The sequence below is a fragment of the Variovorax sp. YR634 genome, from assembly GCF_900106655.1.
Classification (GTDB): Bacteria; Pseudomonadota; Gammaproteobacteria; order Burkholderiales; family Burkholderiaceae_C; genus Variovorax.
Genome location: NZ_FNOL01000005.1, coordinates 21,431 through 41,936, shown reverse-complemented (window position 1 = coordinate 41,936; position 20,506 = coordinate 21,431). Strand labels below are relative to the sequence as shown.

Annotated in this window: 16 protein-coding genes; 5 read left to right on the top strand and 11 right to left on the bottom strand. The window is 66.3% G+C overall.

Features of this window, described 5'->3' with window-relative positions; translation table 11 throughout:
- Window positions 1-55: 55 nt before the first annotated feature.
- Genes BLV60_RS11130 through BLV60_RS11120 form a run of 3 tightly spaced genes read right to left on the bottom strand, consistent with a single transcriptional unit; the run spans window position 56 to window position 7,103 of the window.
- On the bottom strand, window positions 56-1,294 hold the full coding sequence (locus BLV60_RS11130; RefSeq protein WP_093054333.1) for a TIGR03862 family flavoprotein: 1,239 nt from the start codon (window positions 1,292-1,294) through the stop codon (window positions 56-58).
- Window positions 1,291-4,551, bottom strand: a complete 3,261-nt coding sequence (locus tag BLV60_RS11125; protein WP_093054331.1) for a UvrD-helicase domain-containing protein — start codon at window positions 4,549-4,551, stop codon at window positions 1,291-1,293. Before BLV60_RS11125 ends, BLV60_RS11130 begins: the two co-directional genes overlap by 4 nt.
- A complete protein-coding gene (locus BLV60_RS11120) occupies window positions 4,548-7,103 on the bottom strand; it encodes a PD-(D/E)XK nuclease family protein (RefSeq protein WP_093054329.1) in 2,556 nt (851 codons plus the stop codon). Before BLV60_RS11120 ends, BLV60_RS11125 begins: the two co-directional genes overlap by 4 nt.
- 157 nt (window positions 7,104-7,260) lie before the next feature.
- Between BLV60_RS11120 and trxA the strand changes: the two genes are divergently transcribed.
- Together trxA and rho are read left to right on the top strand one after the other, a co-directional pair.
- Complete coding sequence (trxA, locus tag BLV60_RS11115; protein WP_042578306.1) at window positions 7,261-7,593, top strand: thioredoxin TrxA; 333 nt, start codon at window positions 7,261-7,263, stop codon at window positions 7,591-7,593.
- A 185-nt stretch (window positions 7,594-7,778) separates the two neighbouring features.
- A complete protein-coding gene (rho, locus tag BLV60_RS11110) occupies window positions 7,779-9,044 on the top strand; it encodes a transcription termination factor Rho (RefSeq protein WP_013540932.1) in 1,266 nt (421 codons plus the stop codon).
- Between the two features lie 54 nt (window positions 9,045-9,098).
- Here the strand turns inward: rho and BLV60_RS11105 are convergent, their stop codons facing one another.
- Window positions 9,099-10,166 carry an oxidoreductase gene (locus BLV60_RS11105; protein ID WP_093054327.1) on the bottom strand — a complete coding sequence of 356 codons (1,068 nt, stop codon included), beginning with the start codon at window positions 10,164-10,166 and terminating at the stop codon, window positions 9,099-9,101.
- 141 nt (window positions 10,167-10,307) lie between these two features.
- Between BLV60_RS11105 and BLV60_RS11100 the strand changes: the two genes are divergently transcribed.
- From BLV60_RS11100 to BLV60_RS11090, 3 genes are all read left to right on the top strand, one after another.
- Window positions 10,308-10,577, top strand: a complete 270-nt coding sequence (locus tag BLV60_RS11100; RefSeq protein ID WP_019653042.1) for a type B 50S ribosomal protein L31 — start codon at window positions 10,308-10,310, stop codon at window positions 10,575-10,577.
- A gap of 79 nt (window positions 10,578-10,656) precedes the next feature.
- The gene (locus BLV60_RS11095; RefSeq protein WP_093054325.1) at window positions 10,657-12,393 is read left to right on the top strand and encodes a hypothetical protein; all 1,737 of its coding nucleotides are present in this window, start codon (window positions 10,657-10,659) and stop codon (window positions 12,391-12,393) included.
- Entirely contained in the window at window positions 12,393-13,736 is a 1,344-nt protein-coding gene (locus tag BLV60_RS11090) for an MATE family efflux transporter (protein WP_093054323.1), read from the top strand. Before BLV60_RS11095 ends, BLV60_RS11090 begins: the two co-directional genes overlap by 1 nt.
- A 7-nt stretch (window positions 13,737-13,743) precedes the next feature.
- Here BLV60_RS11090 and phoR read toward each other — a convergent pair whose 3' ends face one another.
- The 7 genes from phoR to pstS are packed head-to-tail and all read right to left on the bottom strand — an operon-like array spanning window position 13,744 to window position 20,392.
- Window positions 13,744-15,081 carry a phosphate regulon sensor histidine kinase PhoR gene (gene phoR / locus BLV60_RS11085; protein ID WP_176928775.1) on the bottom strand — a complete coding sequence of 446 codons (1,338 nt, stop codon included), beginning with the start codon at window positions 15,079-15,081 and terminating at the stop codon, window positions 13,744-13,746.
- Window positions 15,082-15,125: 44 nt separating this feature from the next.
- Window positions 15,126-15,818 carry a phosphate regulon transcriptional regulator PhoB gene (phoB, locus tag BLV60_RS11080; protein WP_007836652.1) on the bottom strand — a complete coding sequence of 231 codons (693 nt, stop codon included), beginning with the start codon at window positions 15,816-15,818 and terminating at the stop codon, window positions 15,126-15,128.
- A gap of 27 nt (window positions 15,819-15,845) precedes the next feature.
- Window positions 15,846-16,547 carry a phosphate signaling complex protein PhoU gene (gene phoU / locus BLV60_RS11075; protein ID WP_093054321.1) on the bottom strand — a complete coding sequence of 234 codons (702 nt, stop codon included), beginning with the start codon at window positions 16,545-16,547 and terminating at the stop codon, window positions 15,846-15,848.
- A gap of 16 nt (window positions 16,548-16,563) precedes the next feature.
- Complete coding sequence (pstB, locus tag BLV60_RS11070) at window positions 16,564-17,343, bottom strand: phosphate ABC transporter ATP-binding protein PstB (protein ID WP_021007056.1); 780 nt, start codon at window positions 17,341-17,343, stop codon at window positions 16,564-16,566.
- 20 nt (window positions 17,344-17,363) lie between these two features.
- Window positions 17,364-18,248 (bottom strand): phosphate ABC transporter permease PstA, encoded by an 885-nt coding sequence (gene pstA / locus BLV60_RS11065; RefSeq protein ID WP_093054319.1) that lies wholly within the window; start codon window positions 18,246-18,248, stop codon window positions 17,364-17,366.
- Window positions 18,245-19,327: a phosphate ABC transporter permease subunit PstC gene (pstC, locus tag BLV60_RS11060; protein WP_093054317.1), complete on the bottom strand. Its 1,083-nt coding sequence runs from the start codon at window positions 19,325-19,327 to the stop codon at window positions 18,245-18,247. The genes pstA and pstC overlap by 4 nt, the downstream gene beginning before the upstream one ends.
- 30 nt (window positions 19,328-19,357) lie before the next feature.
- Window positions 19,358-20,392: a phosphate ABC transporter substrate-binding protein PstS gene (gene pstS / locus BLV60_RS11055; protein WP_093054315.1), complete on the bottom strand. Its 1,035-nt coding sequence runs from the start codon at window positions 20,390-20,392 to the stop codon at window positions 19,358-19,360.
- Between the last annotated feature and the right edge of the window lie 114 nt (window positions 20,393-20,506).

The following is a 20,506-nucleotide window of genomic DNA, read 5'->3' as shown; positions in this document are numbered from 1 at the left end:
TGAAACGAGGCTTGCAAAAACTCTCAGCGACAGAAATTCCAACGGCGCGAGGCCTTCACAGGCCCAGCCGCTGGATCGCGCCGCGTGCTGCCGCAGCGCCACTGGCCATCGACGCCGTCAGCAAGTAGCCACCAGTCGGCGCTTCCCAATCGAGCATCTCCCCTGCCGCGAACACGCCGGGCAGTGCGTTCGCCATCAACTGCGCATCCAGCGCGTCGAAGCGCACGCCGCCAGCCGTGCTGATCGCCTCGTCGATCGGCCGCGTCGCGACGAGCTTCAAAGGCACGGCCTTGATCGTCGCCGCCAGTTGCGCCGCATCCTGCATCGCTTCGCGGCTCAATGCTTCGTGCAACACGCCGGCCTTGATGCCTTCTAGCCCGAGCCGGCTCTTGAGGTGGCTGCTGAGCGAGCGAGCGCCGCGCGGATGCGTGACCGCGGCCAGGACCTGCTCGGCGCTGCGGTCGGGCAGCAGGTCCAGCAGCAGCGTCGCACTTCCTTTTGCAGCGATCTCGTCGCGCAGCAGCGCCGATGCCGCATAGATCAGGCTGCCTTCGATACCCGTGGCCGTCGCAACGAACTCGCCCTTGCGTGCAAAGTGCCGTCCCTGGCTGTCAGTGAAGGAAATCGCGACCGACTTGAAGGGCTGCCCCGCAAAGCGGCTGGAGAAATGCTCGCTCCAGCCCGCACCGTCGAAGCCGGAGTTGGCGGGCACCAGCGGCGCCACCTCCACGCCCTGCGCCTGCAGCCATGGCACCCACGCGCCGTCAGAGCCGAGGCGCGCCCAGCTTGCGCCGCCCAGTGCCAGCACCACGGCATCGGCCTTTGCAGTGACGTCGCCAGCGGGTGTCGAGAATCGCAATGCCGCCGCATCGAATGATCCGTCGCCCACCCAGCGATGCCGCATATGAAACTGCACACCCGCCGCACGCAGCCGATGCAGCCACGCACGCAGCAACGGCGCGGCCTTCATGTCGGTCGGAAACACACGCCCCGACGTGCCGACAAAGGTCTCGATTCCAAGGCCGGTCGCCCATTCGCGCACCTGCTGCGGCCCGAACTGCGCAAGCATCGGCTCCAGCTGCGCGCGGCGCTCACCAAAACGGCTCATGAACACATCGAAGGGCTCCGAATGCGTGAGATTCAGCCCGCCGCGGCCGGCCAGCAAAAACTTGCGGCCCACCGAAGGCATCGCGTCATAGACATGCACTTGCGCACCGGAGGCGCTCAAGACTTCAGCCGCCATCAGGCCGGCAGGTCCGCCGCCGATGACGGCGACGGTAGGGGAAACAGTCATTCGAGATTTACCAGTTCGCCCTGCCCGGTGAGGAACGCGACGCGCACCGTGGCACCGGGATAGGCATGTTGCACTGCCGCGCGGTAGCGCTGCATCTGTGCGATCAGCGCGGCGTCCCGTTCGGGGCGCGCCGCGGATTTGTAGTCGAGGATCCACCAGACGCCGCCGTCGCGCTCGCGCACCAGACGATCGATGCGCAAGGTTTCGCCTTCATGCACCAGCGTGACTTCGTTGCCATGCCAGTCGACCCTGCGATCGTCCCACACCCACGCCCCTTCGCCCGCGCGGATGCGCTGGGCCAGCGCGGCGGCACCGCGTGCCTGCTGGGCATCGAGCATGAATTCGCGGGCTGCGGCGCGCACGTGGGCCGCTGGCAGCGGCTCGCCCGGCACCGCCCATTCGAGCAGCCGGTGCATGGCCTGGCCGAAAGCGGCGGCTCGCGCATCGCTCGTGGTGTTGGCAGCCTTCTTTGCAGACGGTTGTTCGGTGGGTGCAGGCGCTACCGGCATGTGCTTCATCGAGAAGCTGGCCGCGCCGGTCTCGGTTGGAAGCGCGACCAGCGGCTCGTCAGCCTCTGTGGGCTCGCACAGGGGCTCCAGGCGCGTCCACCAGCTGCCTTCGTTGGCACGCGCCGGACGCACCGACGACAGCACCAGCCGCTCGCGCGCCCGCGTGGTGGCCACATAAAGGCCATTGAGTTCTTCGCGGTGGCGCGCGCGTTGCTCTTCTTCGAGCAGCGTTGCGGCGCAGGCCGGCGGCGTCTTCTCGCTTGCGAGGAACACGAAGCGCGTTGGTGCGCTGTCGCTGCCCTTCCATTCGACGAGCACGCCCATGGTCTGGGCGCGCGGTGGCGGCGCGTCGCAATCAAGCATGAGCACGGTGTCGGCTTCCAGCCCCTTCGCGCCGTGCACGGTCAGCAATTGCACCGCATCGGGCGCTGCTACTGTCGGGGCGCGAACGCCGCCCGCACGCAGCGCGCGCACCAGTGCATACGGCGTGGCGAAACGCGCGCCATCGATGTCGAGCGACGCGGACAACACGCCGCGCAGATTGGCCAGCGCGCTCTGGCGCATCGCGGCCGGAACCGCGGCGCCGAATTTCGCGAGCAGGTCGCCGTCGTGAAAGATCGCGTCGAGCGCATCGTGGGGCGGCAGCGTCATCAGCCAGCGCTGCCATTTCTTGAGCTTCGGGCCCGCCTCGATCAACGCTGGCGGCAGGCTCTCGTCCTTCTGGATCAACGCGAACCAGCTCACTGCGCCGCGCTCGCGCTGGCGCAGCGCGAGCTGCACCAGCGCCTCGTCGTCGATGACGAACACCGGCGACTTCAGCGCCCGCGCCAGCGAAAGATCGTGCGCGGGCGACACCAGCGCGTCGATCAGCGCAACCACGTCCTGCACTTCGGGCGCGTCGTGCAGGTCGTTTTTCTCGGGCTGCTGCACGGGGATGTGGCGCTGGCGCAGCGCGTCCTGCATGGCCGAGAGCCGGCTGCGCCTGCGCGCCAGCACCATGATCTGCCGCGGTGGCGTGCCGTCGGCGATGCGCTGCGCCACCCATTGCGCGGCCTGTTCGCATTCTTTCTGCAGCAATTGCTCTTCGGGCAGCACGCGCGGCGTGACGAGGCTGTCACGCCAGTGCAGCATGCCGTCGTCGGCCGGCGCTGCTTCGGCCGTATCGCCGAGCGCATCACGGTCGATAGCCGGCAGCTTGAGCAGTTCGCCGTTGTCGCCGCGCTCGGTGGTGTGGGCACGGTAGCCGTCGAACTCGCCGGCCTCCTGCGCGGCCAGCATCGCTGCGTTGACCAGTCCGACCACGGAACGCGCATTGCGGTGGGTGTGGTCACAGTTCAGCAGTTCGCCGTCAAGCCCTTCGCGCACGAACTTCTTGGCAGCGATAAACACCTGCGGCTCGGCCCGACGGAAGCGGTAGATGCTCTGCTTCGGGTCGCCCACGATGAACACGCGCGGCGCACGGCCCTGCGCACCCGTGTACGCACTGAGCCAGCCGTAGAGCGCTTGCCATTGCAGCGGGTTGGTGTCCTGGAACTCGTCGATCAGCAGGTGCGCGATGCGCGCGTCGAGCCGCTCCTGCACCCATCCCGACAGGGCCGACTGGCCGAGCAGCAGTTGCGCGGCCTGCTCGACGTCGTTCATGTCGACCCAGCCGTGGGCGCGCTTCACATCGGCAAAGGCCGCGATCAGGATGCGCGTGAGCCGCGTCATGCGCTGCTGGTAGAGCCATGCGGCGTGCTGGGCCTGTGCGCCGCACAGCACCTGCAGCTCGACCTCGGCCTCTTGTGCGGCAGGGAATTTCTGCAGGTTCTTGTTGAGGCGGTCCTCGGTCGCCACGAAGAAGTTCTTGCGCAGGTGCGCGAGCGCGGCAGCCAGCGAATCGCCGGCGGGTTCGCCCGTGCCGAACACGTCGATGATGGCTTCGGCCGCCTTCTGCGGCGTCTTGTTGCTCTCGCGGCCGAGCGCAGCGGCGCGGTCGAGCCAACGCTGGCGAACCTGCTCGCCCCGCAAGGCCTCGGTGGGGTCAGCCAGCCCCTCGAGCGACGGATAGAACACGCTGAAATGCAGCACGGCGTTCTCCGCGTCGGCCAGAGAGAACTCGACACGCTTCGACAGCGCCTCGCTCAAGGCCTTGGCCGTCTGCGAGCGGCCGTGCGTGGCGACGACGGCGTAGTAGTCGGCCAGCGCGTTCCTGTCGGCGGTCACGGCCTCGAAGAATGGCCGCCACGTGTGCCCGCGCGCCTCGGCGTCGTCTTCGAGCAGTTCGTAGTTCGAGGGCAGGCCCAGTTCACGCAGCACCGCGAGCGGCGCATTGCGCAGCAGGCCCGCGAACCAAGCGTGGAAGGTGCGGAACTGCACCGGCCGGCCGCCTTCGAGCAGGCGTCGGTAGAGGCCCTTCAGACGCGGCACGGCCGCCAGCGCGGCTGCAGGCTCGACGCCGCGCATCACGAGCTGGCTGACCAGCTCTTCCGGTGTTCGTTCGGCGAAGTCTTCGAGCCACTGGTCGAGCCGCTCGCGCATTTCGCCGGCCGCCTTCTTCGTGAAGGTGATGGCCAGGATCTCGTGCGGCTCGCAGGCGGATTCGCCCTCTTCGAGCAACGCACGCAGGATGCGCGACACCAGCATCCAGGTCTTTCCGGCACCGGCGCAGGCCTCGACGGCAACCGAGCGTCGCGGATCGCATGCGACGGTGTAGAAGGCCTCGCGCGTGACGTGCCGGCCGTTGTGCTCGTAGGCTGCGCCGTTCATTTCGACGCCTCCCAGAAGTCCTTGCGGCAGAGGCCGCGGGCCGCGCAGTAGTCGCAGACAGCGCCCTCCCCCAGTGGCGGTAGCGCCGCACCCTGCGCGATGCGCGTGAAGTCATGGATGATGCCGGCCACCAGTGCGTCCCTGGCTTCCACGACGGCAGGCTGCTCGACGGTCTGCGTGCCGGAGGATTTTTCGCCCACGTTGACGTAGGCCGCGCGCAAGGTGTCGTCGGCCACCAGCGCGGCGTAGAAGGCCAGCTGCGTGTCTTCGGTCGGGTCTTTCACGCGCTCCTTGCTGACGGCTGCCGACTCGGTCTTGTAGTCGATCACGAAGGCTTGGCCGCCGGGCATACGGTCGATGCGGTCGAGCCGGCCGATCAACCGCAGGTTGCCCAGCGGCTGGTCTTTCCACGGCTCGGCTTCGGCGAAGACGGCTCCGGCCGCCTCGTGCCCGGTGAGCCAGCCGAGATAGCCGTCGCGCACCGCGGGCCATGCCGCAGCGAAAGGCAGGAACTCCGCCTCGGAGAGGCTGAGCTCGTGCATCGACCGCCGGGCCGCCTCTTCGATGAGGGCGGTGCGTTCCTGCGCATCCTGCGTCGGGGTTGCGGCCAGCGCCTCGTGGAAGTGGCCGAGCACGGCATGCAACCAGTTGCCGAAGTCGCGCTTGTCGATCTCGGCGTCGAGTTCGTCTGCGCTGCGCAGGCCCAGTTGCCGCAGCGCGAAAAAACGGTAGGGGCAGCGCCGCAGGTCTTCGTACACGCTGGTGGAGATGTTCTCCAGCGGCAGGAGCGCGCCCGAGGGGGTCGGATACTTTGTTGGCTGCACTGCCACCTCGCGCGGTGTGCGCGGGTCGGCCGAGGGCTGCAGCGCGTGGTCGAGCTGCAGCGCCTGTACGAGCGGGCTGGGCCGCACCGGCTCGCCGCTGGCATCAGATTGGCGCCAGATCAACTCGCACGACGGGTTGTGCAAGGCCGCAGCCCAGGCCGCACGCTGTGCAGCTTCGAGCGTTTCGCGCGACGGCAGGCCCAGCTCGAGGCGCTGCGCCGCGCTCCAGTTGCCGGGCGGCTCGGGCGATGCGGGTAGGCGGCGGTCGTCGCAGCCGGGAATGACCACCGCGCCGAACGCGCGGCCCAGCAGTTGGTATAGCGGCAGCACCACGACCTTCGGCGCCTGGTCGCCAGCGGGGGGCACGAAGCTCGCGTCTTCCAGCACGTCGCGGACCCAGGCGGTGAATTCGGCCAGCGTGTGACGGCCACCGGGGAATTCGTCGTCGTCGCCGTGCGCGCCGGCATCGAGCCACAGGGCGCCGATCACTTTGCCGCCGGCAAGGTCTTCGTCGAGCAACGCCCATTGGCCGCTGGCCTCCAGCAGTTCGCGCAGCGCGTGCAGCCATTCGGCCAAGGGGCGCGAGCGGGTCATGGGCGCTCGGCGCTCTTCAATGGCCTCGGTGAAGGACAGCAGCGTGGCGTCTTGTGGTTTCTCGCTGCGTGCCATGAATGCACACCACGCCGACCAGTCGCGCTGGCCTTCACGGCGCAGACGTGCTTCGAGCAGCTGTACGGTCGGTGCGTCACCGTCGACGCCGCTCTTGAGCCATTCGAGCACCTGGTCGCTGGCGGCGTCGTGGGCGCAGGCGCGCAGCGCGCTCATCAGCGTGGCGGCGGCGCGCGTGGTCGAGAGCTTCCAGCCGGTTTCGTCGTGCGTGACGACGCCTTGCGCGCTCAACTGGGCGCTGATACGGCGCGTGAGGGCACGGTCGGTCGCGACCAGGGCGACCGGTGCGCGGTCTTCGGCGAGGTGGCGCAGCACGCAGGCGGCGGCGAGTTCGGCCTCGTCTTCAGGGTCGAGGGCGATATGCGAGGCACAGGGTTGCGCCAGCACACCGGAGGGCACGAGCGAGAGATGAAGGGCATGGTCGCCCCACAGCTTGCAGAGAGATTGCGTGAGCGGATCGGTCTGGAAGCCCTCGAGCACGATCAGCGCATCGACCTGCGCGCGGGTGCTGTCGCGCCGGAGCACGTCGGTTGCGTAGCCCGAGGTCGAGGTCCACGCGACGGCGATGCGGATCAGCGCGCTTTCTATGCGGAACCACTCCGATTCGCTGCCCGCCTCGGCCACGCTCGCCGCGTGCTGCGCCCATTCGCCGCCCCGCTCCTCGGGCGTCACGGCAGCGGCGAGGGGCGCCAGTTGATACGCCAGCTCGACGACGCGGCCGGCCAAGGCGAAGCGCTCGGCGTTGAAACCGGCCTGCGACAGCAGTGCCTGCGCCGTGACGAGATCGCGCGCCATGTCGTGCGCGATGTCGTAGCCGGTCGGCACGAAACCGCCCGCACTGCGGGCCCAGTTGTAGGTGGTTTCGAAGCGCGGCACGAAGCCGGGGCTGCCGCATCGCGCCCACATGGCGCGCGCCACGCCCATCAGCTGCGCATAGGGCACCAGCACCACGGTGCGGGCGGCATGCAGCTGGCGCTCGGCGAGCGCGCGGACGATCCGCGCGACGACGCCGTCGGCGGGATCGCACCACAGGGCCTGGACGGGGTGGCCTTCGTTCATGTTCTATCGAGGGGTTGGAGAGCGCGTGGACGTGACACGCAAGGGCTTTGGCTATCGCCGCCATAGCGGCCCTGCAAGGCACGCCACCCCTTGGTTTCTGTCACAATGACCAGCACTTTAGCTGCACCGAAACTCTCTGCGCACAAGGATCCATCACATGGCCAGCGAACTCATCAAACACATCTCCGATTCCTCCTTCGAGGCCGACGTGCTCAAGTCCAGCCAGCCCGTGCTGGTCGACTACTGGGCCGAATGGTGCGGCCCCTGCAAGATGATCGCCCCCATCCTGGACGAAGTGTCGGCCACCTACGAAGGCAAGCTGCAGATCGCCAAGCTGAACGTGGACGAGAACCGCGACATCCCCGCCAAGTTCGGCATTCGCGGCATCCCCACGCTGATGCTGTTCAAGGACGGCCAGCTGGCCGCCACCAAGGTCGGCGCCATGAGCAAGGCGCAACTCACGGCCTTCATCGACCAGCAACTCGCTTAAGCGACATTTCAACCGGCCAGCGCGCAATGCGTTGGCCGGCGCGTTTTTCCTGTCATAATCTCCCACAGATCACCGGCCCTTTCATTCAGGCAACCGGTTCGAGTTCCCCGGTTGGTGAGGCAGTTCTCGCTTCACACCCAACCTCCCCCCGTTTTCCGTTCGATTGCCCCGCGAGGGGTCATTCCATGCACTTAAACGAACTCAAGGCACTCCACGTGTCTGAAGTCCTCAAGCAGGCTGAAGCGCTTGAGATCGAAAACGTCGGCCGCATGCGCAAGCAGGAGCTGATGTTCGCGATCATCAAGAAGCGCGCAAAAGCCGGCGAGCAGGTCTTCGCCGACGGTGTGCTCGAAATACTGCCCGACGGCTTCGGCTTCCTGCGCAGCCCCGACACCAGCTTCACGGCCAGCACGGACGACATCTACATCTCGCCCAGCCAGGTGCGTCGCTTCAACCTGCACACCGGCGACATGATCGAAGGCGAAGTGCGCACGCCCAAGGATGGCGAGCGCTACTTCGCACTGACCAAGCTCGACAAGGTCAACGACGGTCCGCCGGAGCAGAACAAGCACAAGGTGATGTTCGAAAACCTGACGCCGCTGTTCCCCAAGGAGCAGATGAAGCTGGAACGCGACGGCGTCAAGGGCGAAGAGAACATCACGGGCCGCATCATCGACATCATCGCCCCCATCGGCAAAGGCCAGCGCGCCCTGCTCGTGGCGCCGCCCAAGAGCGGCAAGACGGTGATGATGCAGCACATCGCCCACGCGATCAGCGCCAACTACCCCGACGTTCACATGATGGTGCTGCTCGTCGACGAGCGCCCTGAAGAAGTGACCGAAATGCAGCGCACGGTGAAGGGTGAAGTCATTGCTTCGACCTTCGACGAGCCCGCAGCGCGCCACGTGCACGTCGCCGAAATGGTGATCGAGCGCGCCAAGCGCCTGGTCGAACTCAAGAAGGACGTGGTGATCCTGCTCGACTCGATCACCCGCCTGGCCCGCGCCTACAACAACGTCGTGCCCTCGTCGGGCAAGGTGCTGACGGGCGGTGTCGATTCCAACGCGCTGCAGCGCCCCAAGCGCTTCCTGGGCGCCGCGCGGAACGTGGAAGAAGGCGGCTCGCTGACCATCATCGGCACCGCGCTGATCGATACCGGCAGCCGCATGGACGAAGTGATCTTCGAAGAGTTCAAGGGCACCGGCAACTCCGAAATCCACCTCGACCGCCGCCTGTACGAAAAGCGCGTGTTCCCCTCGATCCAGCTCAACCGCAGCGGCACGCGCCGCGAAGAACTGCTGCTGGCTCCCGAGATCCTGCAGAAGACCCGCATCCTGCGTCAGCTCATGTACAACATGGACGAGATCGAGTCGATGGAGCTGATGCTCAAGAACATGAAGGCGACCAAGACCAATGTCGAGTTCTTCGACATGATGCGTCGCGGCGGCTGAGCATCACGCTCTCCCGCAAAAGCGCGTTGGCCCTAACGGGTCAACGCGCTTTTTTCATGGGCGCCCTGCATGCAGGGCGCGGCCTTCGAGGGCGCTCTGGCGGCCGAGGTCGAGCAACTCCATCAATGCGACGGCCTGCTCGGGCGGCACGGGGTTAGGGCCACGGCCCAGGATGGCGTCGCGCACAGCGGCGTAGTAGTTCACGTAATTGCCGGGCCGCGTGGGAACGCTGCTCCTGGTGAAAGTCCCGGCAGGGCCCGCCAGCGTAAGTTCGCCATCGAGCGGATCTGCGCCCCACCCTTCGGACGGCGGCCGCTGCCCGGCGCGCAGCGCATCTTCCTGCGTATCGACGCCGTGCTTGACGTAGCTGCCGCGCGTGCCGTGGACGATGTAGCGCGGTGCCGCATGCGCTGCCAACGTCGTCGAATGCAGCACCACGCGCAGCGGCGCGTGCAGCCCACCGTCGTACCGCAGCACGGCGTGAAAGTAGTCCTCGACCACGGCGCCATCGCGCAGGACCGCAGTATCGAGCTGAACCGTGTCAGGCCGGCCGAACAGTTGCACCACCTGGTCGACCAGATGAGCACCAAGGTCCACCCAAAGGCCCGAACCCGGCACGGCCTGCTCGCGCCAGCGCTCCTTCACCTCGGGCCGGAAGCGGTCGAAATGCGACTCCAGGTACACCGGGCGGCCCAGCTCACCGGACGCCAGAACATCCTTGAGGGTCAGGAAATCGGCATCGAAACGCCGGTTCTGGTAGACCGCCAGGACACGATTGTTGCGCTTAGACAACAATTCAAGCGCCCTCGCCTCGGCCACATCGAGCGTGAAAGGCTTGTCCACTACCACGTGCTTGCCGACCTCCAGCGCTGCTCTGGCGACCGGATAGTGCTGGGCGTTGGGCGTGGCCACCACAACCAGGTCGATGTCGGAGCGGGCCACGAGCGCCGCTACGTCCGGCACCACGGCAACACCGGGCCAGTCGGCGTGCACCCTGTGCGGCTGCGAACTAGCCACAGCCGCCAATTCGAGCCCCGGAACGGCCGAAAGCACTGGCGCGTGGAAGGTCTGGCCGGCAAAACCATAGCCAACGAGGCCGACACGAAGAAGCGCAGAGGTCATGGGGGGAGGCCCGGTTTGCTCGGAAATGGGGCAGTATGCGATAATCATGGGCTCCGCGAAAAGTGCGGCTGGGCAGCTTCGTCCGGCACGTGGCTCTCGCATCGACCGCGCATTGATTCCAACAGCGCAAAAGGAAAGACCATGGCAAAAGAAGGCATCCACCCGAATTACCGCGAAGTTCTGTTCGTCGACATGTCGAACGGCTTCAAGTTCGTGACCCGTTCGTGCGCGAACACCAAGGAAATGGGCAAGACCGACGACGGTCGCGAACTGCCGCTGTTCAAGCTCGACACCACGAGCGAATCGCACCCGTTCTACACCGGCACGCAGAAGTCGGTCGACAACATGGGCGGCCGCGTCGAGAAGTTCCGCAACCGCTTCGGCAAGACCACCGGCGCTGCTTCGAAGTAAGGCACGCGCTTTTGCGTCGAGGGCAGCCCGGTTTACCGCGCTGCCCTTTTTCTTTCTGAATCCTGCCTTTTTCCGCCACTTGAACCTGCCCACTCCCGCGATCGTTGCCCAGAGCGCCGTGCGCCGGCTGCCGCGCATCGCATTGCTTCTGCTGTGCGCGGCCTACCTGCTGCCGGGCCTGGTTGGCCGGGGCCCCTGGAAGAGCGCCGACATCACGGCCTTCGGCTACATGTCCGAACTGGCTCGCAGCACCGAAGGCATCGCACGCTGGTTTGATCCCATGCTGCTGGGCCTGCGCCCCGAAACCCCCGCCTTGATCCCGTACTGGATCGGCGCCCTGGCCATCAAGATCGCCCCGTCGTGGCTGAACCCCGACCTGGCCGTGCGCGTTGCGTTCGCGTTCCTGCTCTGGGGCGCCTTCACCGCCACCTGGTACGCCGTGTACTACCTGGCCCGCACGGCGCGCGCCCAGCCCGTGGCTTTTGCCTTCGGCGGCGAGGCCCGGCCGACCGACTACGCACGCGCCATCGCCGACGGCGGCCTGCTGGCGCTGATCGCCTGCCTCGGCCTGGCCCAGCTCGGCCACGAGACCACGCCCGCACTGGCGCAGCTGTTCTTCGCCTCGCACCTGTTCTATGGCGTGGCCGCACTGCCCTACCGCCGCACCGGCCCGGTCATCGCGCTGACCGTGGGCTCCATCGGCATTACGCTGAGCGGCGCGCCCACCGTCGGGCTCGCGCTGGCCATCGGCAGCGCGCTGTACATCGCGTACGAACGCCGGCTTGCCGCGCAGTCCGAACGCGAAAACGCCGACAACAACGAAGACAACGGCCCCGGCTACACACGAGGTGCACTCCTCACGATGATCGGCATCACGGTGCTGGCGGCGGTGCTCGTGTTCAGCCTGAAGCTGCCGACATGGAAGATCACCGTGGTCGGCGGTTCGCTGATCGGCGACGTGCGCAGCCAGGCAAAGCTGCTGCTGTGGTTCACCTGGCCGGTCTGGCCGCTCGCCATCTGGACGCTGTGGCGCTGGCGACGCCAGCTCACGTCGCGCCACGTCGCACTGCCCTTCTGGTTCGCGCTGGTGCCGCTGGCCGCCACCTGGACCACCGACTACTCCGACCGTTCGCTGCTGCTGGCGCTGCCCGCCTTCGCCACGCTCGCCGCATTCGCCCTGCCCACCTTCCGGCGCAGCGCCGCGGCGCTGATCGACTGGTTCAACGTGCTGTTCTTCAGCGGCCTCGCCGTGCTGGGCTGGATCTACTGGATCGCCATGCAGACTGGCGTTCCACCCAAGCCGGCTGCCAGCGTCACGCGACTGGTGCCCGGCTTCGTGCCCGAGCTCTCTCCCATTGCCGTGGCGCTCGCCGTGGCTGCAACCATCGCCTGGTGCTGGCTGGTGCGCTGGCGCACGGGGCGGCACCGCGCTGCGCTCTGGAAGACTCTGGTGCTGCCAGCCGGCGGCACGGCGCTGTGCTGGATGCTGCTGATGACGTTGTGGCTTCCGCCCATCGACTACGCACGCAGCTTCGCCCCGCAAGTGCGCGCCGTGGCTGAACGCGTCGGGCAGCCGCGTTGCATCGCCGAGCTCGCGCTGAGCCGTCCGCACATTGCGGCGCTGCGCCACCACGGCAACTTCAACGTGCAGCCGCTGCTGCTGGGCACTGACTGCCCGTGGCTGCTCGCAAGCCCCGAAACCATCGAGCGCCTGCACACCATCATTCCCTTCGACCAGTGGCGCTTTGCCGGCACGCTGCGCCGCCCCAGCAGCGCGGCCGACGACCTCTTGCTCTACCAGAAGATCACGCCGTAGTGAGGAGCGAACGGGCTCTGATCGCGCGGCACGCGGGCACGGTGCTCGTGGGCCAGCTGGCCGTGATGGCCTTCGGCGTGACCGACACCATCATCGCGGGCCGCTACTCCGAGCACGCGCTGGCCGCCCTCTCGGTCGGCGCCGCCATCTTCGTCAGCGTGTATGTCTCGCTGATGGGCGTGCTGCAAGCTCTGCTGCCGGTCTGGGCCGAACTACATGGCGGCGGCCGCGGCAGTGAGGTGGGCCGCTCGGTGCGGCAATCGCTATACCTCGCCGCGATTGCCGTTGTGGTCGGCATGACGATCCTGCTGCTACCGGGCGCAGCCCTGCGATGGACCCAGGTGCCGCCGGAAATGCGCGGCGAAGTCGAAGCCTATCTCGCGGTGCTGGCCTTTGCGCTGGCGCCGGCTCTGCTCTTCCGCCTGTTCAGCACGCTCAACCAGAGCCTGGGCAGGCCTCAGCTCGTGACGTGGCTGCAGTTGGGCTCGCTGGTCGTGAAGCTGCCCTTGTCGATCTGGTTCACTTTCGGCGGCGCGGGCCTGCCGGCCATGGGCCTCGTGGGCTGCGGCTGGGCCACGCTGTGCGTGAACTGGGCGATGCTCGGCTGCGCCATCTGGCTGCTGCGCAACCGTCCGTTCTACCGCGACTATGGGCTCTGGAAGCGCCTCGAGGCGCCCGACTGGCAGCAGATCCGCAAGTTCGCGCGGCTCGGCGTGCCAGGCGGCCTGGCGGTACTGGTCGAAGTGACCTCGTTCACGCTGATGGCCTTGTTCATCGCACGCCTCGGCACCGCAGCTGCGGCGGCGCACCAGATCGCGTCGAACCTGCTGGCCGTGGCCTACATGACCCCACTGTCGCTGGCCATCGCGACCAGCGCGCGCGTAAGCTTCTGGCTCGGCGCCGGGGACTCAGCCAAGGCTCGCCATGCTTGCCGGCTGGGCTTCGAACTGACGGCGCTGTGCGCACTGTTCTATGCCACTGCCATGGCCGTGCTGCGCTACGAGCTCGCCAACGTGTATTCCGACAACCCGGCCGTGATCGCGATGGCCGGCGCACTGCTGCTGGCCGTGGCGGTGTATCACCTCGCGGATGCTGTGCAGACCTTCTGCGTGTTCGTGCTGCGGTGCTACCGGGTCACGCTGGCACCGCTGGTGATCTATTGCGCGATGCTGTGGGGACTGGGCCTTGGCGGAAGCTATCTGCTCGCGTACCACGGTCTGGGCCCCTGGGCAGCCATGCAGTCGCCGCTGGCGTTCTGGATCATGAGCGCCGCCGCGCTGGCCCTGACGGCCCTTCTGTTCGGCGCACTGCTGCGTTGGACGATGCGCCAGCGCGCAAGATAAGCCGCGTCTACTTGGCCAGCACGCGCGCTTCCCGCACGCGCGCTGCCGGAAACAACAGAGCAAAGCGGGAGCCCTTGCCCACCGTGCTTTCGATACGCAGTTCGGCACCGTGCCGCTGGGCGATGTGCTTGACGATCGCCAGTCCCAGTCCCGTGCCGCCAGTCTCGCGCGAGCGGCTGCGGTCGATGCGGTAGAAGCGCTCGGTCAGCCGCGGAATGTGCTCGGCGGCGATGCCGGGGCCGGTGTCCTTCACGGCGTATTCGCCGCGCCCGTCGGGCAGTGTCCGCCAGCTCACGGCCACCTCGCCGCCGCCGGGCGTGTAGCGGATGGCGTTGCTCAGCAGGTTCGACATCGCGCTCTGCAGCTCGGTTGGCGCGCCCGACAGCTCAGACTCCGCGTCGACCGTGAACGACAGTCGATGCCCCTGTGGCGTCAGACGCCCCGACAGCCCTCGCCCCTCGTCTTCGCACTGTGCGAGCAACGCACGAGTGCGGATCCACTGGTTGCCCGAAGGTGCCGCGCTGCCCTCCAGCCGCGACAGCGTCAGCAGGTCGTTCACCAGCGTCTCCATGCGGTGCGATTGCTGCCCCATCAGCGACAGATAGCGCGTGCGCTCCTCCGCATCGAGCGGCAGGTTCTGCAGTGTCTCGACGAAACCCGCAAGTACCGTCAGCGGCGTGCGGATTTCATGCGACACGTTGGCCACGAAATCGCGCCGCATCGCCTCGGCCTGCTCCAGCGCCGTGATGTCACGCGTCAGCAGCATGCGGCGATTGCCGGCATAGGGATGCACCTGCACCGACAACCGCACCGGATGACCGCGCTGATGCCCATGGCCGAGTCCGGAGGCGTCGATGACCACGTCGCGGCTGTAGTTCCAGGACGCGAGGTAGGCCACGAAGGCGGGATCGCGCACGAGGTTGGCGAGGTGCTGCGCCAGATCGCGTTCCGCGTCGATACCGAACTGGCTGGCCGCCGTCTGGTTGCACCATTCGATGCGGCCCTGCTCGTCGAGCAGCACCACGCCATTGGGCGACGCCTGGATGGCGGCCAGGAATTCCTGCAGCCGGTCTTCGGCCTGCCGGGTCTGCTGCTCGCGGTCGCGCAGCAGCTTGCGGATGCGCTCGGACAACTCACCCCACACGCCGGACCCGCGCGACGGCAGGCCGGCGGCATCGTTGCGCAACACCCGCATCAGCCGCTCGGCGCGCCAGGCATCGAGCCCCAGCCAGAGTACCGCACCCAGCCAGGCGCCCAGCCACCCGAACTTCCATCCAAAAATGACGATAGCGCCCGCTCCTATTAAGAGGGACGCTATTAAAAATGTAGCAATTCGGAAAGGCATGGCGGGCGATTATCCGCGCCCGCGGCCAAAGGGTGCCACGGCGGTCAAACCGTGACTTGGGCGGTCAGGCGGTAGCCCGCTCCGCGGACGGTTTCGACCATCGGCGCAGCCGCACCCAGCGATTCGCGCAGGCGCTTGACGTGCACGTCGACCGTGCGCTCTTCGATGTAGACGTGGTCGCCCCAGACCTTGTCGAGCAGTTGAGCACGGCTGTGCACACGCTCGGCATGCTGCATCAGATAGGCCAGCAGCTTGAACTCGGTCGGCCCGACCTTCAGGGCACCGCCCTGCCAGGTCACGCGGTGCGTGGAGGTGTCGAGTGCGAGCTCGCCGATCTCGACGCGCTCCGTGACCACTTCCGGTGCCCGGCGGCGCAGCACCGCACGGATGCGGGCCAGCATTTCCTGGGTCGAGAACGGCTTGGTGATGTAGTCGTCGGCACCAGCATCGAGGCCGGCGACCTTGTCGGGTTCGTCGCCGCGCGCGGTCAGCATCAGGATCGGGATGGCCTTGGTGCGCGGGTCCTTGCGCCACTGGCGCGCGAGCTGCAGGCCACTTTGGCCGGGCAGCATCCAGTCGAGCAGGATCAGATCCGGCAGGAAGGCGTCGATCTCACGCTGGGCCGCAGCACCATCTTCCGACCAGATCGGCTCGAAGCCGTTGTGGCGCAGGTTGACGGCGATCAGCTCGGCGATCGAGGACTCGTCTTCGACGATAAGGACACGGGGTTTCTTCATGCTTTCTTGGGAGTCTTGCCGCTGTTGTTACTGCAGCGCGGACTCGATTTCCTGCATCGAAGTGTGCCGCACATCGGCGCCCTTGACGATGTAGATGATGAATTCGGCGATGTTCTTGGCGTGGTCGCCAATGCGTTCGATGGCCTTCGCCAGGAACAGCAGGTCCAGGCTGGCGGAGATCGTGCGCGGGTCTTCCATCATGTAGGTGACCAGCTTGCGCACGAAACCGTCAAACTCCTTGTCGATCAGGTCGTCGTCCTTGAGGATGGACAACGCTGCGGAGGTGTCGAGCCGCGCGAATGCGTCGAGCGCCTTGCGCAGCAGGCCCGAGGCCAGGTCGGCCGCGATACGCAGCTCGGTCGTGGGCAATTGCCGGGCCGAACCGCTCTCGATGATCGACTTGACCATGCGCGCAATCTTGTTGGCCTCGTCACCCACGCGCTCGAGGTTGGCGGTGGTCTTGCTGATGGCGATCAGCAGGCGCAGGTCGCGTGCCGTGGGCTGGCGGCGCGCAATGATCGAAGACAGCTCGCGGTCGATGTCGATTTCCATCGCGTTGACGCGCTGCTCGGTCTCCATCACGCGGTCGGCCGCTTCGACGTCGAACTGCAGCAGCGCGTACACGGCCTGGTGAATCTGCGACTCGACCATACCGCCGAGCTCCATCACGCGCGACGAGACGCCGTTGAGTTCGCTGTCGAACTGGCTGGAAAGGTGTTTCTCGGTCATGTTGTCTCCTTTGACTTCAACCGAAGCGGCCGGTGATGTAGTCCTCGGTCTCCTTGCGCTGCGGCTTGAAGAACATCTGCTCGGTGGCGCCGAACTCGATCAGATCGCCGAGGTACATGTAGGCGGTGTAGTCGCTGCAGCGGGCGGCCTGCTGCATGTTATGCGTCACGATGACCACCGTGTACTCATTCTTGAGTTCGGCGATCAGCTCCTCGATCTTCGCGGTCGAGATCGGGTCGAGCGCCGAGCAGGGTTCGTCGAGCAGCAGCACTTCGGGCTTGATCGCGATGCCGCGCGCAATGCACAGGCGCTGCTGCTGGCCGCCGGAGAGGCCCGAGCCGCTTTGCTGCAGCTTGTCGCGCACTTCGGTCCACAGCGCGGCCTTCTTCAGGGCCCATTCAACGCGGTCGTCCATTTCACTGGCCGAGAGGTTCTCGAACAGCTTCACGCCAAAGGCGATGTTGTCGTAGATCGACATCGGGAACGGCGTGGGCTTCTGGAACACCATGCCGACCTTGGCGCGAATCAGTGCCACGTCTTGCTTCGAGGTGAGCAGGTTCTCGCCATCGAGGGCGATGGTGCCTTCGGCGCGCTGCTCCGGATAAAGCTCGAACATGCGGTTGAAGGTGCGCAGCAGGGTCGACTTGCCGCAGCCCGACGGGCCGATGAAGGCCGTGACCTTGTTCTCGGGAATCTCGAGGTTGATGCCCTTGAGCGCGTGGAACTTGCCGTAGTAGAAATTCAGGTCCTTGACCGAGATCTTCGAGCGCGACGGTTGTGCAACGGTATTTGGCATGTTGTCTTCTTCTGATGGGTTCAGTGTTTGTTGCGCGTCAGGACCCGCGCCAGGATGTTGAGGGCGAGCACGGCGATGGTGATCAGGAACACGCCGGCCCATGCCAGCTGTTGCCAGTTCTCGTACGGGCTCATCGCGAACTTGAAGATCGTGACCGGCAGGCTGGCCATTGGCTGGCTCACGTCAGCGGTCCAGAACTGATTGTTCAGCGCGGTGAAGAGCAGCGGCGCGGTCTCGCCGGCGATGCGAGCCACGGCCAGCAGCACACCGGTGACCACGCCGGCGCGGGCAGCGCGCAGCGTGATGCTGAGGATGACCTTCCACTTCGGCGTGCCGAGCGCGTAGGCCGCTTCGCGCAGGCCAGGCGGCACCAGCTGCAGCATGTTCTCGGTGGTGCGGATCACGACCGGAATCACGATCAGCGCCAGTGCAATCGCACCGGCCAGACCCGAGAAGGTCTTGAAATAGGCCACCACCACGGCATACACGAACAGGCCGATCACGATCGACGGCGCCGACAACAGGATGTCGTTGACGAAGCGCGTGACCGAGGCGAGCCAGCCCTTGGGGTTGTATTCGGCCAGATAGATGCCGGCCATGATGCCGATGGGCGTACCCACGCAGGTGGCCAGCATCACCATCACGAACGAGCCGAAGATCGCATTCGCGATACCGCCCGCCTCGTTTGGCGGCGGCGTCATTTCGGTGAAGGTGGCGAGGGCGAGGCCGCCCACGCCCTGACGCAACGTTTCCCAAAGGATCCAGACCAGCCAGAACACGCCGAAGGCCATCGCGGCGAGCGACAGCGTGAGCGCGATCTTGTTGACGCGGTTGCGCGAGGCAAACTTGGCCTGGCGCGTTTCGGCCAATGCCTTGGCCGCGAGAAGATTCTGGGCGGTGCTCACGATTTGGTTCCTTCGCTCTTCTTCATCTTGGCCAGCAGCATCTTGGAGAGCGACAGCACGACGAAGGTGATGAAGAACAGCACGAGGCCGAGGTACATCAGCGCGGCCTGATGCAGGCCCGCGCCGGCTTCGGCGAATTCGTTGGCGAGTGCCGAGGTGATGCTGTTGGCAGCCTCGAACACGGAAAGGGAGTTGAGCTGGTTCATGTTGCCGATCACGAACGTGACCGCCATCGTTTCACCCAGCGCCCGGCCGAGGCCGAGCATGATGCCGCCGATCACGCCGGCCTTGGTGTAAGGCAGCACGACCTTGGAAACGACTTCCCAGGTGGTGGAGCCGAGGCCGTAGGCCGACTCTTTCAGCAGCGGCGGCGTCACTTCGAACACGTCGCGCATCACCGAAGCGATGAACGGAATGATCATGATCGCGAGGATGATGCCGGCCGACAGGATACCGATACCCACTGGTGGGCCGGACACCAGCGCACCGAGGTACGGCACGCCGCTGAGCAGCTTCTGCAGCGGCTGCTGCACCCAGGTGGAAAGGATCGGGCCGAACACCAGCAGGCCCCACATGCCGTAGACGATGGAAGGCACCGCTGCCAGCAATTCAATGGCCGTGCCCAGCGGGCGCTTGAGCCAGTTGGGCGAGAGTTCCGTCAGGAAGAGCGCAATACCGAAGCTCACCGGCACCGCGATCACCAGCGCGATGATCGAAGTGGCCAGCGTGCCGTAGATCATGACCAGGCCGCCGTACTCCTCCTTGACCGGATCCCACACGCTGCTCGTGAGAAAGCCGAGGCCGTACTTCGAAATGGCGGGCCAGGCGCCGACGACCAGCGACAACAGGATGCCGATGAGCATCGCGAGCGTCAGCAGCGCGGCGCCCTTGGCGGCCCAGCCGAACAGCCGGTCAGCCATCGGGCCGGAGCGCGGAGCCTTCACGGGCGGCGGGGGTGCAGTAGCACGACCGCGCTCGGCCGCGAGGTCGAGAGAGGTGGTGGCGGCGGGAAAGGTGGATGACACGGGTCGCTCCGGCAAAGACGAAAGCGGCGCGTCCTGGAGCGAGGAATTGCTCATGGGCGCGCCGTCCTGGACTGATGGGTAGAGTTACTTGAACGCGACGGCCTTGCCCGACGCATCCTTCACATCACCCCATGCCTTGGCGATGGTGGCCTTCACGGCGTCAGGCATCGGCACGTAGTCGAGATCGTCGGCCGTCTTGTCGCCGCTCTTGTAGGCCCAGTCGAAGAACTTGAGCACGGTGGTCGCGTTGGCGGGCTTGTCCTGCACCTTGTGCATCAGGATGAAGGTGGCGCCGGTGATGGGCCATGCGTCCTTGCCGGCCTGGTTGGTCAGCACCTGGTAGAAGCTCTTGCTCCATTCAGCACCAGCGGCGGCGGCCTTGAATGCCGAGTCGTCGGGCGACACGAAGGTGCCGGCGGCGTTCTGCAGCTGGGCGTACGTCATCTTGTTCTGCTTCACGTAGGCGTACTCGACGTAGCCGATCGAGTTGGGCAGGCGGTTCACGAAAGCGGCGACGCCTTCATTGCCCTTGCCACCCGCGCCGGTGGGCCAGTTCACGGCCGTGCCTTCGCCGACCTTGGTCTTCCACTCGGCGTTGACCTTGCTCAGGTAGTTGGTGAACAGGAAGCTGGTGCCCGAACCGTCGGCACGGCGAACCGGGGCGATGGCGGCGTCAGGCAGAGCCAGCGAACCGTTCAGCGCCTTGATGGCGGGGTCGTTCCACTTGGTGATCTTGCCGAGGTAGATGTCGCCCAGAACCTGGCCGTTGAGCTTCAGCTCGCCGGGCTTGATGCCCTGGATGTTGACCACGGGGATCACGCCACCGATGACGGTGGGGAACTGCATCAGGCCCTTGGCCTGCAGTTCGTCGTCCTTCAGGGGAGCGTCCGAAGCGCCGAAGTCGACGGTCTTGGCTTCGATCTGCTTGATGCCGGCGCCCGAGCCGACCGACTGGTAGTTGATCTTGACGCCGGTGGCCTTGTTGAAGTCAGAGGCCCACTTGGCGTACAGCGGTGCCGGGAAGCTGGCGCCAGCGCCGGTCACGTCTTGTGCGAAGGCGGGAATGGAGAACACCGCAGCCACCAGGCCGGCTGTTGCAAATTTGAACGTCGTTTTCATGAAGCTTCCTTTAGAAGTAAGAAGTAGTCCCTTTTTCGGGCTTGGACGGACTCTAGAAAGCTTGTGTGACATCGGTGTGACACCCCTCTGTCGAGGGAAAATGCCTTTATTCCC